The organism is Bradyrhizobium sp. CCBAU 51745 (assembly GCF_028128715.1).
Classification (GTDB): domain Bacteria; phylum Pseudomonadota; class Alphaproteobacteria; order Rhizobiales; family Xanthobacteraceae; genus Bradyrhizobium; species Bradyrhizobium manausense.
In genome coordinates, this window is record NZ_LBJP01000093.1 from 496,165 (window position 1) to 512,116 (window position 15,952).

Below are 15,952 nucleotides of genomic sequence, written 5' to 3' on the forward strand. Positions count from 1 at the left end.
GTTATCGCGTCGCGGCCTGATAGGCCGGAGAGAGACGCATCAGGCCGCAACGGACAAGGTCGTCGGATGATTGGTAGATCAGGCTTTTCGGATAGATGAGCTCGAATGACCGATTTTGATCGAGTCGCTCCGCGTAGCGCTGATACTCGACCGATCCGAGATAGTAATTCCCTTCACGGACCGCGATTGCGACCTTATCGATGAAGTCGTGGAGAAATTTGAAATGGAGCAGGGCGCCTGTGACATCGCCAGGCTTGCCTGGTGGGGTCATCAGGTGACCGGCGGCGATATAGCGACGGCTGGGCAACCAGCGCGCGAGCGGCACTTTAGTGAGCAGCGGTGGCTGCCAGCGCGTGATGTTAACTGCAGGCAGCAGCCGCGCCAGCCCGTATGGCTCAAGCAACTGTACGAGTGCGTCATAAAGGGCGATCTTCGGCGGCATCGGTTCGTCATAAAACAGCCTCGCTCGCGCACCGCCCACCAGGTAGTTGGCCGGAAAGCCGCGACGACGGCGCTTCACATAGGTATCTGAATCGAAGTAGGGGCAGAACGCGACGAGGCTCTCACCGGCTTGGTAGCGCTCCGGGCCTCCGAGCCAGCGTGGATACATGTCGACCATCTCCGCGGTCATGCAATCGGCGCCGGTGCTCTCCAGATATCGGCACAGCCATCGAAGATCAAAATTTTCGCAACCGGGATAGACAAAGAGTTCGTCGGCGTCGAGCGTCAGCGCCCACCGTCCTGGCGCGAATTGGTCGAGCACGGCGCTGGTCCAACGCGCGCCGCCACTTGATTCTGCAAAGGACTCCCGGATCTCGAACACGTGAACGTCCGGCTGATCGAGCAGGAATGCTCGCGTGCCGTCATCCGAACGGTCATCGATCGCGAGGAAACGTCGGACCCCAAGCCGGCGATGATGGCGCAGGAATTCGGGTAATCGCAGCATTTCGTTGCGGAGCTTGCCGACAGCCACGATCTCATCGGCGCCGAAGTCGAGGGGCCGGGTATCAATCCGGTGAATGACCGGATCGGGACGCTGCTTGGCCCGTGATCGCGCTGGCGTCAAAAATGCGACAGCCGCTTGACCCCTTACGATCAACTTTTGTAACGCGTTCTGCGCGCCGTTGCCGCCCGCGGCTGTTCTCGCCAGCAATTCCATTTTTAATTTCCAGCCAACCGATCATATCTGCATTGTCTACATAAAGACGGCGAATATAGGTGCTATGGAGAGTCATGTTGTCTCAGCGGGTTGATCTAGCATCATAAACCCGTGGCAAGGCGCAAATGTGCGCTTCTTCTTTGCAATCGAGGAATATCGGCCGGCGGCTTCGCATCGGTTCCGAATAAATTGCATTGCCATTTATTCCCAAACGTCCTGAGCATTCGCGTCAGCTTGTCGCGGATTCGCCTCGTCTAAAAGCATTTGCCTCGACTTGGTGCAACACAGCCATTCCGCTGAAGTTTCAACGAGCCGAAATCAAAATCAAGAAGAAAGCCTGCGCCACGCATTCACACGCGTATTCAGTTGGGTGTAGGAGATATTGTCGTTGAGCAGATTGGAAGCTGCAGGCCAACAGCTTCAGCGGAGCGCCACGCGCGCAGGGGGATCATGCCGCGTAAACGACGCGTTCACAACACACGGGCAGGAATGCGGCCCTGCGGGATGGTCTGCATGAACTAAGCAGGTGCGGCGCTTCTACGGGAGGTTGTCACAGTGTACGGGCCCGCGACAACATTCTCGGTGGCCGCTCAGGATAGGTGTCTTAGGCTGCGATTTGCGATTCAGGCATCTGTGGCGATGCCTCCGACTGCACCTGGTCCAGCACCGAGAGGTTCGCGATGAGCAGATAGATCAGCAGGCTCGCGCAATAGACGACTTGCAAGACCACCGCGCTAGCGACGAATGCGATCGCGCCCGTCGCGAAACCCTGCTCGAGGCCCAAATACCATGCTGCAGCCAGGATTAGCATCGTTGCGGGAATAAGGGCATATGCGCGAAGAAAACGCCCCAGAAGAACACCCGCCACGGCGCTTGCGATCATCAGCACAACCAAATCTGCCCTCCTGCTCTCCGGACACGTGACGGGCCGTATTGTAGCCACAGAACCGCTAAAAACATACCATTTTTACGCGGCCCCGGCCAGTCTTTACCTGCCTGTGCTGCGGGCGGGCGGTTCCGTCGTAAAACGTGCTCTGTCATCGACCCGGTGCCCTGGATTCCCACCGGGATCCCGGAGCTCTCCTGCTGACAACCTGGTGCTTCTCGGTTCCAGGGGGTTACTTCCGCCCTGTTTTTTGCGCAGCAGGAGTCCGACCAGTTCTTCGAGGCTCTGCTCAATGTCCGCGGACTGCAAGGATCCGGTATCGGGCTTGGAGGAATGCGGCTCGATCAAACGCAAGCTTGCGCCGGCAGACCCGGATTTCACTGGCTTCGGCTCCCCAATTGATACGGGTCTAAATGACTCAAGCATGTCATAGTTCGCCTGCTCAGTTATTGCGGGTTGGGGTGTGCCGTATCGCGTCATGGTGCTTTCATCGGAAGATGGCCGCCCGGTTCTGAGCGCAGGCGAAACGTAGGGCTGCAAGTTCAAGTACTCGGCGTGGCGCTTACGAGAGATCAGCTCACGCGTGCCGTAGCCGGCCGCGAAGCCAATCGCCAGCAGAACAGACATGATGAGGAGCCCAGCCATCAAACTACCCGCGCCCACCCATAATTCTGCCTCAGAGTTAACCTGTTACCGTCTATATCCCGTAGTTGATAGATACCGTAATTGACGATTTGAAGGCACGTCGTTCGCCGTGTCCGGGGAGGGCTGCGCTCGCGTAAGGATCGCTTCCAACGAGTCCTGAGGTGTTCGCGATACGATACCCGCTGCATCCTAGCGATGCGGTGACTTGCCTATTTGCTGGTCAATGCACCTTCGGTTTGGCATCGCGCTGTCGTGGGTGTGACGGCCGTCAATTGACAGCTCGCTCAACGTAGCGAACATCGCAAACAGGAAATCACCATACCGAGATCGCCGCCTTGTCGTTACAATCTCCAGGTTCCGCCATCAAAGCCGATAGTCGCGCGGAGAAGATCGGCGCGGTCAACGGTTTTCGCGGACTCGCCATCTTGATGGTGATCCTCTTTCACTTGCTTGTTCCGTTTACATCCAGCGCGTCGGCGTTTCCCGGCGAACTTGATCCGAATGGTCTCCTGGCCATTGTCGCCAAGCACGGCTTCCTGGGTGTAAATATCTTTTTTGTGCTCTCCGGATTCGTTCTGTACCTGCCCTATCGCACAAAGAAGCGAGCCATCGGTCGGCTCGCCGACCTCCCGCATTTCTATTGGCATCGCGCAGCCCGGTTGCTTCCACTTTACTATACGGTAGTCCTCGTGACGGTTGCGCTCCATGCCAAGTCGCCCGCTGGATCGCACGCGTGGTACCTGGAGCTCGGCGGACTGTTATCTACGCTTTTCATTTTTGTACCGCACGGGTTTATGCCCCCCTCCAATCCCGTATTATGGTCCGTAGGCGTTGAGATCTGGTTCAGCCTTTTGTTTCCGCTTCTGATTCTTCTCACCGCGCGCTTTGGCCTCCGAAGGCTGTTGCTGTTGAGCGTCGTCATCTGCTCAGCTTTCGTGGTGGCTGGGCACCTTATCGCGGTGGATCGGATTGGGATGTTTCGCCCGTTTGTGGGCGGAATATTTGGGTCGTGTTACCAGTTCATTTTCGGAATGTTGGTCTGTGATCTCTACGTCAAGTCCAGGGACAGTGTATCACTTAGGAGATTTCAGGCGCGCGGGCTGCTGCCCGGACTGCTGGTGATGATTGCCGCCATATACCTCAAGGATAACGGCCCCTGGGCGGTGAGCATTCTCTACGCCACGATCTTTTGCGCCGGGTTTGCCATGGTGCTGCTGGCGGTGTTGTGCGGGGCATGGTCCGCAAATCGCTTGTTCGAGGCGTGGCCAATTCAAGTCGTCGGATGCATGTGCTACAGTATTTATGCGTGGCATTCGATCATCATGGTTGAAATGATCCCGCCCGATACGTCTCCCTTGCAAGACACGCTTCAACTTTCATTGCCCTATCTTGCAATAACGATCCTGCTAAGTGCCCTGAGCTACCGCTATATCGAATTTGGCCATCAGCGCGATTGGAGGTCGTTGTTCCTGTTGCGCAACGCCAATTCCGACGAACTCGCCGGCGCTGGGGTATCGCGTCAGGGTGGGTCTAAACCGGTTGCTTCGTCTTGAGAGAACTTCGGGGCTTCTCGCACTGTGAGTCGCAGGTATGTTCGGTGGTCCCGAGTCGGCGGCAAGCTTTTGGTGCGGCCACGCCTATCACGCCCTTCTCTCCTCGAACCTTTGCAGCTGACCATTGCGTCTCCGCAGAGCGCTGGGGCCCCGCGGAACGGCCGGTCACGGGGGGAGCCTTCAGGACTGAGGCGGGGGGGATGGCCTCACTTAAGAGGCCGGCGGCGCGCGGGCTTCTCAAGTAGAGAATCAAGCTGATCTGCAGAACAAAGCCAAATTCTTCGTTTGATTTTAGCGCCCTACACAAGCGAGGGAATCGATCCTTCGGTAGCGGCGGACGCATAAAGCAGACGTTGCGCCTCGGCCGCGTCGCCTTGCTGCATGCGAGTCCGCGGTGTAGAGGTTGGCAATGAACGACGACACCCACTCCTTTCGCAGCGGAACGCTCACCGCGACCGTCAAGGCGTACGGCGCCGAGCTCTGCTCGCTGAAGGGCGGCGACATCGAGTTCCTTTGGCAGGCCGAACCGGCCTGGCCGCGCCACGCGCCGTTGCTGTTTCCGATCGTCGGGCGTCTCGCCAATGACGAATTGCGGCACCGGGGCAAAACCTACCGGATGACCCAGCACGGTTTTGCGCGCGACAGCCGATTTGCATGGGGGACATGTGAAGAGAACAGGTGCACGTTGGTGCTAGAGGACAGCGAGGCGACGCGTGAGCGCTATCCGTTCGCGTTTCGCCTGACCGCGACCTATGCGCTCGATGATGCCGGTCTCGATCTCATCCTCGCGGTCGAGAACACCGGAGGCGAGACGCTGCCGGTGTCGCTCGGCGGCCATCCCGCTTTCAACTGGCCGCTTCAGGCTGGCGTGCCGAAGGAAAACTATACGCTGACGTTCACGCATGAGGAGCCGTCGCCGATCTGCCGTGTCGAGGGCGGGCTCCTGCTCGCGGCTGCGGATCCCAGCCCGGTCCAAGGCACTGTGCTCCCGCTGTCGGAGGCCCTGTTCAGCAACGACGCAGTGATCCTCAATCGCGTCAACAGCGCCGCGGTCCGCTATGCGGACGGGCAGGGCACCGGGCCCTGGCTCAAAATGTCCTGGCGCGGCTTTCGCGAGCTCGGCATCTGGTCGAAACCATCGGGGGCACCGTTCCTTTGCATCGAGCCCTGGCACGGCTATGCCAGCCCCAAAGACTTCGACGGCGAGTTCACCGACAAGCCAGGGCTGATGCATATTGCGCCCGGTGCGGAGGAGCAGCTCTCGTTCCGGATCGATGTGGGCATGTCCTAAAGCATGATCCGGAAAAGTGTGAAGAGGTTTTCCGAAAAGATCATGCTCAAACAAAGAGCTAAAGCGCGATGAAGATTCAACCCAATCTCATCGCGCTTTAGGCGCTCACCCCTCGATCCGCGTGAGATCCTCGCCGCGAGAGGCCATTGAGGACAAGACGGTCGTTCGCCCGAGGAACGATGCGCGGCTTGTTCGGCAATATGGGCCTGATGGCGATCCATTCATGATCGGCGAGCTCGTAGCGCATGATTCGAGCTCCCAGTTTGGAAGCTTGAATCCCAGGTGGCTGACCGGACGCAACGCTTCCGGGCAGGTTCCCTATTGGACGCATTCGCTGGCCTCGTCCAAAAGCCATGCCACGAATGCCTTCACCCGAGCATCGCTTGCCAAGACCGCCGGCCAGCGCACGAGGTGCACCTTCGACGACGGCATGTCCCAGGTCTCAGGCAGCACGCGCACGAGGCGGCCGTCGATGAGCGCGTCGCGCGCGAGGAGTGAGCGCGTGAGCACGACGCCGCTGCCTTGAAGTGCGGCACCGATCGCCGTCGCCATGTTGGCGTAGCGTAGTCCGACCGGCGGCGGCGCGTGGAGGCCAAGTCGCGCGAACCACGTCGACCAGGACCACTCGGTTCCCGCGTTCGCTTCTGCGCCGGCCCCTTTATGGATCAGCGGCAGCGCGGCGATCCACGTGGGGTCGTCGAGCGGCGCGGACGGCAATAGCCGCGCGTGGCAAACGGGGAAGACCTGCTCGCGGAACAACACGCGCTGCGTCGAGGTCTCGCGTGCCTCGCCCTCGAGCAGCCAATGGATCGTGATGTCGAGATCGAGGTGGATCGCTTGCGCCGTGCTTTCGACGATGATCAGTTCGATCGGCGTCGATGGCGCCTTGAACATCGGCAGGCGTGCGACGAGCCAATAGTCCGCAAGCGCGGCGCTGACACCGACGCGCAGTGGGCCATTGCTGGCCGCAGCGCGGCATCGTGCGCGTAGCTCTCCGAGGCCGGCAAGGAGTTCCGCGAGGCCGGATGCAAGCGCTTCACCCGCGGGGGTCGGCCGCATGCCGGCCGAAGTCCGCGTCAGCAGCGGCAAACCCATAAAGTCTTCCAGCCGGCGCAACCGGTGGCTCACTGCGCTCTGCGTTACGCCGAGGTCGCTTGCTGCGGCGGTGACGCTGCCGAGACGGTGTACGGCTTCGAAGGCAATCAGGGCATCGAATGGAGGTTGGGCGATCATGCCGGCAATATGAAGCAGATTCATGCCGAGTTGAACACTCGGCATAGGCCGGGAGCGCAAACCGATGATAACTAAAGCGCGATGCGATCAGGATGCATCGTCATCGCGCTTTGGGTTATTGTTTGAGCATGATCTTTCCGGAAAACCGCTGCGCACTTTTCCGGATCATGCTCTGCGAGCACCGCAGCGCTTCTGCGCGGCACTTTCCCGGTTCGACAGAGGATTTGTGAAGACCGCACCCTCCCTATGCGCTCGTGATCTTTCCGTTGCCCTGACACTCGGCTTCGGTGCGTTCTTCACGAATCTCGACGTCACCGCCGTCGTCGTCGCGCTGCCTGCGATGGCGCGTACACTCAGCTTCGGCGTGGCCGGAACGGCGTGGGTGATCGATGCGTATTCGCTCGCTTTCACGGGCATGCTGCTCGCGGCCGGGGCGATCGCCGATCGCTTCGGTCGCCGCCGCGCTTTGCTGTCCGGCAATCTGATCTTCCTTGTCGCTTCCCTCGCCTGCGGCCTTGCCTGGGACGGTCCGTCGTTGTGGCTCGCCCGTGGCCTGCAGGGCATTGGCGCAGCGTTCGTCGTCACAGGCGCCTTGGCGCTCGTCGCCAGCGCGTTCCCGGATGCCGCCGTCAGAGCACGTGTGTTCGCCTTGATGGGCGTCGTCTCCGGTGTCGGGATGGCCGTTGGGCCGACGCTCGGTGGCGTGATCACGGCTTGGATCGGGTGGCGCTGGATCTTCTTCATCAACGTCCCGTTCTGCGTGGTTCTGGCCATTGCGGTGCCGCAGTTCGTCGCCGAGAGCCAAGCCGCGGAGAAGCGCCCGCTCGATATTGTCGGCGTTGCCCTGTTGACGACGGCGCTCGCGATGCTGATTGACGCGACGATGCGCGTACGTGCCGACATGATCGGTGCCGCGTGCCTCGGCGGCGCGGCGCTGCTGCTGTTGGCAGGCTTTGCCCTTCAACAGCGTCGGCGCGCGGTGCCGCTCCTCCACCCGACCGTGTTCGCGACGCGCGCGACGACTGGCGTCGGCCTGCTGCTGATCGCCGTCTCCGTCAGCTACTGGGCCATCCTTGTTTATCTGCCGCCAGCGATGCAGCGCGCATTCGGCTGGCACGCCAATCGTACGGGCCTCGCGCTGATCGCTGCAACCGCACCGATGCTCATCGTGCCGCCAATTGGCGGCCATCTCGTGATGCGCATCGGTTGGCGCCGGCACTTCGCGCTTTCTCTCGCGATACTCGCGGTCGGTAATCTCCTTTTGCTTGCATCCCTTTGGCGCGCAGATGCGGCCGAGACCCTCGGACTTATGCTCGCGGGCATGGCAGCGATCGGCAGCGGCGCGGCGCTCGCCCACCCGCAACTTTCGGGCGCCCTGCTTGCGCTCGCCCCGCCGGACCGTTCCGGCATGGCCTCTGCCATGACGATCGTGGCGCGGCAGGGTGGCTTTGCGCTTGGGATCGCTGCGCTGGCCGTAGTTGGCGGCGGACAAGCCTTCGCGGCCATTTTCGCGACCGCAGCCTCAACAGCAGTCTTGGGCGTCCTTGCGGCGATTTTCCTGCTTCCCGCCGATCGGTGAGCGTGGTCCGGGTTGACCCGCGAGCGTCGGCGAGGCAAGCCGCATTGAATTGTGGACGTCGGCGAGCATCGATGCGCTGCATGAGAAGTGTGGGGCAATTCATATTAATACTTCAACACCGTGACCTATATTGTTCGGGCGACACAACGCGCCTAGTATTCCGGCAGGCAAATTTCGGGGGGCTCGAACAAGACGTGAATGTTCGTTCACAGGACAGCGCATCACGCGGCCACTCGAATCTTCAGGCCCAGTCGCAGGCACACAGGACATCCAACATCGTGGCTGATTCCGCACTTCAGGAATTGCGGCCGGTCGGGCGCGAGCGGCTGATCGTCGTCGAAGACGATCCCGTGACGCGAACGATGCTGGTCGGCTATTTCAGCGAGAATAATTTCGACGTGGTCGGCGCCGGCACCTGCGCCGAATGCCGCCAGGCGCTGCGCGCGCGCACCGACCTGGTCTTCCTCGACGTCCAATTGCCGGACGGCGATGGCTTCGAGCTCGCCAAGGAGATCCAGGCGACCAGCAATGCCGGCATCATCTTCGTGACCCGCCGCGACACCGACGTCGATCGCATCCTTGGCCTCGAGATCGCCGGCGATCATTACGTCACCAAGCCGATCAATCTGCGCGATCTCTTGGCGCGGGCGCGCAGCGTGTTGCGGCGGCGCTCGATCGACCGCAAGGCGGCGCGCAACCACAATTCGATCGCCTTCGGCGACTGGATCATCGACCTGACGCGGCGCGAGCTATTGGGCAGCGACGGCAAGCCGGTGGCGCTGACGCGTGCCGAGTTCGACCTGCTCGCGGCCCTCGTCGGCGCGGACGGACGGCCGCTCAGCCGCGACTATCTGATCGAGGTCGTCAGCAACCGCCAGGCCGAGGTCGACATCCGCACCGTCGATGCCCTGGTGGCGCGGCTGCGCCGCAAGCTCGTCGGCAGCGACACGCCCGTCATCGCCACCGTCACCGGCGTCGGTTACAAGCTCGCGCTCAGCGAGCGCCTCTAGGCGCGAGTGCCCGAGGGGGCGTCGCGCCGGCCGGGGCCTGGCCGGCACCGTCTGCTTCAGCCGCTGAACCCGACCAAAAACCGGATGGCGATGAAGGTCGAGGTGGCCACGGCCGCCGTTGCGACAATCGCAAACAAAACTCTCAAACCGTTGTGCATGGTCTCTATAGGGGTTACGCAAAAACACTATTGGCTTAATCGCTGCAGCTACCCCGAAAAGGGAGCATCCGCAGTATTCCATCGACCATGACGGTGTCGTCAAGGGCTGGTCCGGGTCGCGACGAACGATCGTTAACGCGAGGCCGTCCGCTTCCACCTGGCCTCGATGCGGGCCTTGATGCGGCTGACCCTGGCCTCATGCGCGGCCCAATAGGCCCGGCTTGCGGCGGCCGTGCCCCTGGTGTAGCGGGCATAGACGTCCTTGGGCTGGGCCAGCCTGGCCCGCGTCTGCGGCTTTTCAGCTCTGGCTGATGTCGTTGCCGGTGCTGGCGCCGTTGCGGATTCCGGCGCGGGCGCCGAGGGTGGGGCGGCTGCATCAGGGGTGACCGCTGCCGTCGACTTCATCGCGAGCAGCCGGTTGCGGGCGCGATTGCAATAGACCTGCGAGCGCGGGCTGATCTCTTCTTCGTCGTGGCTGGCCCGATATTTCATCAGCGTGCGGCAGAGGTCGCCGCCGGTGAGGCGCCAGGCGCGGCTGAGATGAAGCACGCCGTAGTGGATGTTGATATCAGGCTCCGCGAGCTCGGCGGCGTTTCCCCTGAACCCGAGCGCCGCCGCGGTCTCGAGCCGCAGCTGCATCAGGCCGAGCTCGCCGGCGCTGCCGACGACGGCCGGATTGTAGCCGCTCTCGACGAAGACGACGGCCTCCGCAATGTCGGCGGGCAGATTGGTCCTCGCCGTCTCATGCTCGATGATCTTTCGGATCCCGGTTCGCGACGTCGCGGTTTCGCCCGCGCCGAGGTCGGCATCTTGAGTGTGGATCGCCGCGGTCGTGCCGACGTCATCCGTGGCGCGCTCCCTGGCGGCATCCTGGGCCTGCACGCAGGTCGCCGCCGACAAAAGCGCCGCGACCGCGACGCCTCGCCACGTCGCGCTGGAATTCGATCGTACCCGGCTCCGCAACATGAGGTACGTCGTACATCTTCCGAGTTAACAACCGATGTGCTGCAGGTGGGTTGTGCTCAACAATTCTTGAAATGTAAGGTCGTTCACACGCCTCGCTCCGCGATCGGATCATCTTGCGCGTCGTCGGTACTGGCCGCATCCCGCGTCCGGATCGATCCACGGTGAGCAAGGAGCCAACATGAGCAACGCAGCAAACAGGGAAGAGATCGTCCGCAAGTTCCTGGGGTCGAAGGTGTTCGACTTCAATGCCTTCGGAAAATTCGTTGCCGAGAACGGCGCGAGCATTGCGAGTGCCAGCGAAAGCGAGTTCGGCTTCGTCGTCGGCAATCGCTTCATCCGTTACTGCATCCCGCCGGTGGTGGAAGTGGAACAGGGGATCAATCCGGCCGCTATCCGCAATGAGGTCACCGGCCGCTGACCCGGCCCTGAGGTGCGCTTCCGGCGCGGCCACGATCTCGCTTTGGTCCATCAGCTCCCGCATTTCCCTTCTCGTGAGGCGCCTATGCCAAATCTGCAGGATCGGACTGCCGCGCCGGCTTGCAACCGCATTGCGGCCGGCGCCGCGAACGCCGCGGACGTTGTCCAGGATCTCCGGCGACGCCTGCAGCTCGCCGTGCGCATCGCCGAACGGACGCTCCAGTTTCTCGGCAAGGACGGGTTCGACGGTGCGGAGGTGCCGGACGGAAATTTCGCCGCGGAAAAGCCGCTCGCCGAAACCGCGATGCTGCTCTATGTAGCCGAACGCTACGCGCCCGATGCCGGCACGGCGGCGCCGCTGCGAGATCTCGTGCCCTATGCGCGCTCGGAGCAGATGCGCTGGGACGTCGTACGCTATCCGTCGGTCTGCCTCCAGCTCGCGACGCCGCACATCCTGCTGAGTGCACTCGGCCATGTCGATCAGGACTTCGACGAACTGCTGGCGCGAAGCTGGTCCGCGTCGGCGCGAGCCGGGCACGAAGTGGTGCCGTACCGCGAGCTCGAAGTGCTCTGGTTGCATGCGCTGTGGCGCAGCGAGCGGCCAGGCCCCGTGTGTGAAGAGATCGCGCGCAAGACCGCGCTCGGAAATCCGATCGATCTATTGAACGGCACGCGCGATGACGCCTATGCGCACACGCATGCCCCGATGTATGCCACCAATTTCGGGGCGTGGCAGATGACGTTGCCGCGGCCGAGGGGCGAGTTTCTCGACGAGGCTGGGTCCGTGCTCGCCCGCGCGCTGGTCGTCGAGGACTATGACCTTGCAGGCGAAGCGCTGATGGCGTGGCCGCTCTTGTCGTCGCACTGGAGTCCGGCCGCTGCGTTCGGCTTTCGCGTTCTCGCCTCGCTGGAGGACAAGGTTGGATTTCTTCCCGCAGGACGCTCGGCGTCGGGCCGGATCCAGCGGTTGAACGGACACGACAAGACCAGATGCGCGCTCGCGACCTCCTATCACACGGCTTACGTGATGGGCATGTTGTGTGCGGTGTCGCTCAAGGACGGTATGGCGTCGCCCTTCGGCATCGCAGGTGCCGCATATCAGATGGATCTCATCGAGATGTTGTATGCCGCGATACCCCGGACAGGCGCGCATTGGGAGAACGTTTTCCAGTCGCTGGATGCGTGCGAGCAGATGGCGCTCGCGCCGTTTCTGCTCGATGTTGCGCTGATACGGTCGAGCCGCAGCGGTGACGCCGCACGGATGGTGCATCTGCTGCAGACCGCCATCACGCACGGCATGGCGCACACCGCGCTGTGCAGCCAATCGGCCGAGTATCTCTCGCGCCTGGGCGCGATGGTGGATGGCCGGCACACGGTCTCGCGCCTATCGTGAGCGTGAGACCTGGTCTGTCGCCGTCCCCTGCACGCTGCCGGAGGCGAGCTGGTCGTCGACGGCATAGAGTGTGCAGGTCGGCGACCATTTCATGCAGGCCGCGAGCGAATCGCGTTGCGCCCCGTCCACGGTGCTGCGCCCCGAACGCCAGCCGTAGCCGCCGTTCGGCGACACCGCGAAGGCCTTGTGCGGCACGGTGCTGTCGAGATAGCGCGCGAACTCGGCTTTCGCCGCGTCGTTGAAATGAGCAGGCGGCGGCAGCGGATCGGGCAGGCTCAGCACGTCGTGGCCAAGCCCGCGCTCGCGCAGGAAGGCGTCGATGTACGGCGTCCATTGCGGGCGGGCCACCACGGAATAGAGATAATGGCCGTCATCGCCGTAGGGCGGCGCCGCGACGAATTTGGCGTCGCCGCCGCCGGCGCGAAATCCGTCATAGAACCGGCGCGCGAGATCAGGTCCGAAGTATAGGTCGTTGGTTGCGTAGACCCACAGCATCGGCACGCGCGAGGTCTTGCCGAAGGTCGCGAAGGCCTGCACCAGCCCGTCCGGATTGCAGACATCGTCATCGTCGCGTGAGCCGCGGCCGCCGGCGAAGCTGATCGCGGCAACGAGGCCGCTTGGCGCCTGCGCGGTCAGCGCGACGGTGGCGAGTCCCCCGGCGGAATGGCCGGCCGCGATCATGCCCGTGGTGGTGACGTCGGCCCGGCGGCTCATCGCATCGATCGCCGCGCGCAAATCCGCAACCGCCACCGCCGCTGCCGGCAGATAGGCGGCCTTGGCGCAGCCGCCGACGCCGTCGACGCGTCCGCCGGGCGAGGAGCCGTAGCCGCGCCGCATCACGATCAGCGCGGCAAAACCGCGCCGGGCATATTCCAGCGCGATGCCGTAATATTTGTGCGCCGACATCGTTGCGCGGTCCTCGAAGCTGCGCGGCGAGCCGTGGCTGAGCAGCGCCAGCGGATAGCGCTTGCTGCCCGCTGGGCGGACCAGGAACGCCTCCAGCCCCTGCGGTCCGGCCTCCGCCATCGGGATGCGCAGGTCCTCGCTGTAGAACTGGCCGGCGTCGGCGCGAGCCCCAACCCCCGCGATGGCGAGCAGGACGAGCACGGGCAGATGCCGGCGCGCAAAGCCCATGGGGCGATGATTCTCCGTGGCCGTTGCGGATCATAACAGAACCCGCATAACCCGGCGAACCGGCCTCGTTCGGATCGCTCTCTAGCGTCCGCCCCGATCGATCACTTCAGCGTCTGGAGATAGGCGATGACATTGGCCCGATCTGCGGGATTCGCCAGCCCCTTGAAGAACATCTTGACGCCGTGGACGTCGCCGCGGGGATCGGCGAGATAGGCGTCCAGCGCTGTTGGCGTCCAAGCTTCCTTGTTGGCCTTCATGGCATCAGAATAGGCGAAGTCCGGGACAGCGGCAGGCTTGCGGCCGACGACATTCCAGAGGCTTGGGCCGACCTTGTTCACCCCGATCACTACAGCGTGGCAGTTCTCGCAGGTTTGCTGGAAGACGGCCTTCCCGGCCGCCGGATCGCCCTCCGCGGCGCAGGCCGACGACGCGGCGCTGGCCAGCATGAGCGTGAAAAACAGACGTCCAATCATGGTGATCGCCCCACTCACGGGATCTGCCGGTGTATCCCGCAGGTCCCCGCCTTCGTTCATCAAACGGGGAGCATCGTGCGCCGCACCGGGCAACGGCGTCCTTGTCCTGCATCAACCGATACCCGGCACCAAAGTACGAGATCGCCATGTGCCATTTCCGATGGATCGCTCCGTGGAGGATCGGCGTTGTCGATTGATCGTTGACCGGGGTGAGGCATCTGACCGGCCCGCGAGCCGGCTTGGCGCGCTCCCGGCCGATGCTATGGTGGGCTGCAATCCCTTCAAGGACAAGGACGAGGATATCCCAGTGGCAGATGTTCATCCCGCGGCGGGCAAGCTGGTTTCGCCGGACGCGCTCGCCAACATTCCGCGGCTCGTGACCGCCTATTTCGCCGGCAAGCCCGATGCGGCCGACCCGGCGCAGCGGGTGGCGTTCGGCACGTCGGGCCATCGCGGCACCTCGCTCAAGAACACCTTCAATGAAGGCCATATCCTGGCGACCACGCAGGCCATCTGTGACTACAGGAAAGAGAAGGGGCTGACCGGTCCGCTCTTCATCGGCATCGACACCCATGCGCTGGCCGAGCCGGCGCTCGCCAGCGCCGTTGAGGTGTTCGCGGCCAACGGCGTCGAGTTGATGATCGACAAGGATCACGGCTACACGCCGACGCCCGTCATCTCGCATGCGATCCTGACCTACAACAAGGGCCGCAGTCACGGCCTTGCCGACGGCGTCGTCGTCACGCCTTCGCACAATCCGCCTGAAGACGGCGGCTACAAATACAATCCGCCGCATGGCGGCCCGGCCGACACCGACGCGACCTCCGTCATCGAAAAGCGCGCCAACGCCTATCTTGCGGATGGGCTCAAGGGCATCAAGCGCATCGACTATGCCAGGGCGCTGAAATCGTGGACCGTGCATGGCTATGACTACATCACGCCTTACGTTGCCGATCTCGGCAGTGTCGTCGATCTCGAGCTGGTCAAATCCGCCGGCGTCAATATCGGCATCGATCCGCTCGGCGGCGCCGCGGTGCATTACTGGCATCCGATCATCGCGCGCTACGGCCTGAAAGCGAGCGTGGTGAACGAGGCGATCGACCCGACCTTCCGCTTCATGACGGTGGACTGGGACGGCAAGATCCGCATGGACTGCTCCTCGCCTTACGCGATGGCAAGCCTGATCGCGATGCGCGACCGCTTCGACGTCGCCTTTGCCAACGACACCGACGCCGACCGCCACGGCATCGTGACGCGCACCGGCGGCCTGATGAATCCGAACCATTATCTGGCGACCGCGATCTCCTATTTGTTCGCGCACCGCCCGAACTGGGGCAAGGATGCCGCGATCGGCAAGACCGTGGTGTCGAGCTCGATCATCGATCGCGTCGCCAGGAAGCTCGGCCGCAAGCTGGTGGAGACGCCGGTCGGCTTCAAATGGTTCGTCGATGGTCTGCTCACCGGCGGCTTCGGCTTCGGCGGCGAGGAGAGTGCAGGGGCCTCGTTCCTGCGCCGCGACGGCACGGTGTGGACCACCGACAAGGACGGCATCATCCTCGGCCTGCTCGCCGCCGAGATCATGGCCAGGACCGGCCGCGATCCGAGCCAGTTGTTCGGCGATCTCACCGCCGAGTTCGGCGTGCCCCACTACGCCCGCATCGACGTCGCCGCCACCGGGCCGCAGAAGACCATTTTGAAATCCGTCACGCCGGAGCAGCTTGGCCTGAAAGATCTCGCCGGCGATCCGGTTCGCGCCACGCTGAGCAAGGCGCCCGGCAACGGCCAGCCGTTCGGCGGCATCAAGGTCGAGACCGACTACGGCTGGTTCGCGGCGCGGCCGTCGGGCACCGAGGATGTGTACAAGATCTACGCCGAAAGCTTCCGCAGCACCGAGCACCTGAAGCGGATTCAGGACGAGGCCCAGGCCGGGCTCGCAAAGGTGTTCGGGGCTTAACTGCCGACGCGCACCGCTGTCGCCTCTCCGCCAGGGAGGGCCCGCCGTAGCAACAGGTGTCATCGCCCGCCTTGTGCGCGCTTGCGCACTGGGGCGGGCGA

General features: G+C 63.1%; 13 protein-coding genes. 7 read left to right on the forward strand and 6 right to left on the reverse strand.

Going from position 1 to position 15,952, the window contains the following annotated elements; translation table 11 throughout:
* Position 1: 1 nt before the first annotated feature.
* The gene (locus XH98_RS38500; protein ID WP_271621684.1) at positions 2-1,159 is read right to left on the reverse strand and encodes a glycosyltransferase family 2 protein; all 1,158 of its coding nucleotides are present in this window, start codon (positions 1,157-1,159) and stop codon (positions 2-4) included.
* Between the two features lie 604 nt (positions 1,160-1,763).
* On the reverse strand, positions 1,764-2,054 hold the full coding sequence (locus XH98_RS38505; protein ID WP_220004001.1) for a hypothetical protein: 291 nt from the start codon (positions 2,052-2,054) through the stop codon (positions 1,764-1,766).
* 971 nt (positions 2,055-3,025) lie between these two features.
* Here XH98_RS38505 and XH98_RS38510 point away from each other — a divergent pair.
* Positions 3,026-4,243, forward strand: a complete 1,218-nt coding sequence (locus tag XH98_RS38510; protein WP_271621685.1) for an acyltransferase family protein — start codon at positions 3,026-3,028, stop codon at positions 4,241-4,243.
* Positions 4,244-4,652: 409 nt separating this feature from the next.
* Entirely contained in the window at positions 4,653-5,534 is an 882-nt protein-coding gene (locus XH98_RS38515) for an aldose 1-epimerase family protein (protein WP_271621686.1), read from the forward strand.
* Positions 5,535-5,852: 318 nt separating this feature from the next.
* Here XH98_RS38515 and XH98_RS38525 read toward each other — a convergent pair whose 3' ends face one another.
* Positions 5,853-6,812, reverse strand: a complete 960-nt coding sequence (locus XH98_RS38525; protein WP_271621687.1) for a LysR family transcriptional regulator — start codon at positions 6,810-6,812, stop codon at positions 5,853-5,855.
* Between the two features lie 181 nt (positions 6,813-6,993).
* On the opposite strand from XH98_RS38525, the gene XH98_RS38530 reads away from it, so the two are divergent.
* Positions 6,994-8,346: an MFS transporter gene (locus tag XH98_RS38530; protein WP_271621688.1), complete on the forward strand. Its 1,353-nt coding sequence runs from the start codon at positions 6,994-6,996 to the stop codon at positions 8,344-8,346.
* A gap of 194 nt (positions 8,347-8,540) precedes the next feature.
* Positions 8,541-9,356, forward strand: coding sequence for a response regulator transcription factor (locus XH98_RS38535; protein WP_271621689.1), 816 nt, complete (start codon positions 8,541-8,543; stop codon positions 9,354-9,356).
* A gap of 290 nt (positions 9,357-9,646) precedes the next feature.
* Here the strand turns inward: XH98_RS38535 and XH98_RS38540 are convergent, their stop codons facing one another.
* The gene (locus XH98_RS38540; RefSeq protein ID WP_271621690.1) at positions 9,647-10,480 is read right to left on the reverse strand and encodes a transglycosylase SLT domain-containing protein; all 834 of its coding nucleotides are present in this window, start codon (positions 10,478-10,480) and stop codon (positions 9,647-9,649) included.
* Positions 10,481-10,658: 178 nt separating this feature from the next.
* Between XH98_RS38540 and XH98_RS38545 the strand changes: the two genes are divergently transcribed.
* On the forward strand, positions 10,659-10,898 hold the full coding sequence (locus XH98_RS38545) for a hypothetical protein (protein ID WP_057756882.1): 240 nt from the start codon (positions 10,659-10,661) through the stop codon (positions 10,896-10,898).
* Between the two features lie 84 nt (positions 10,899-10,982).
* Positions 10,983-12,290, forward strand: a complete 1,308-nt coding sequence (locus XH98_RS38550) for a DUF6895 family protein (RefSeq protein WP_271621691.1) — start codon at positions 10,983-10,985, stop codon at positions 12,288-12,290.
* On the opposite strand, the gene XH98_RS38555 is transcribed toward XH98_RS38550, so the two are convergent.
* Together XH98_RS38555 and XH98_RS38560 are read right to left on the reverse strand one after the other, a co-directional pair.
* Positions 12,282-13,424, reverse strand: a complete 1,143-nt coding sequence (locus tag XH98_RS38555; protein ID WP_271621692.1) for an alpha/beta hydrolase family protein — start codon at positions 13,422-13,424, stop codon at positions 12,282-12,284. The two genes, XH98_RS38550 and XH98_RS38555, sit on opposite strands and share 9 nt — an antisense overlap.
* 101 nt (positions 13,425-13,525) lie before the next feature.
* Positions 13,526-13,990: a c-type cytochrome gene (locus XH98_RS38560; RefSeq protein WP_271621693.1), complete on the reverse strand. Its 465-nt coding sequence runs from the start codon at positions 13,988-13,990 to the stop codon at positions 13,526-13,528.
* 214 nt (positions 13,991-14,204) lie between these two features.
* On the opposite strand from XH98_RS38560, the gene pgm reads away from it, so the two are divergent.
* Positions 14,205-15,851 carry a phosphoglucomutase (alpha-D-glucose-1,6-bisphosphate-dependent) gene (gene pgm / locus XH98_RS38565; protein ID WP_271621694.1) on the forward strand — a complete coding sequence of 549 codons (1,647 nt, stop codon included), beginning with the start codon at positions 14,205-14,207 and terminating at the stop codon, positions 15,849-15,851.
* Positions 15,852-15,952: the final 101 nt, after the last annotated feature.

Bases quoted from the DNA above. Each gene is read 5' to 3' on its own strand.
- XH98_RS38500 (WP_271621684.1), bottom strand. From the start codon at position 1,159: ATGGAATTGCTGGCGAGAACAGCCGCGGGCGGCAACGGCGCGCAGAAC.
- XH98_RS38515 (WP_271621686.1), top strand. From the start codon at position 4,653: ATGAACGACGACACCCACTCCTTTCGCAGCGGAACGCTCACCGCGACC.
- XH98_RS38525 (WP_271621687.1), bottom strand. From the start codon at position 6,812: ATGCCGAGTGTTCAACTCGGCATGAATCTGCTTCATATTGCCGGCATG.
- XH98_RS38540 (WP_271621690.1), bottom strand. From the start codon at position 10,480: ATGTTGCGGAGCCGGGTACGATCGAATTCCAGCGCGACGTGGCGAGGC.
- XH98_RS38545 (WP_057756882.1), top strand. From the start codon at position 10,659: ATGAGCAACGCAGCAAACAGGGAAGAGATCGTCCGCAAGTTCCTGGGG.
- XH98_RS38550 (WP_271621691.1), top strand. From the start codon at position 10,983: ATGCCAAATCTGCAGGATCGGACTGCCGCGCCGGCTTGCAACCGCATT.
- XH98_RS38555 (WP_271621692.1), bottom strand. From the start codon at position 13,424: ATGGGCTTTGCGCGCCGGCATCTGCCCGTGCTCGTCCTGCTCGCCATC.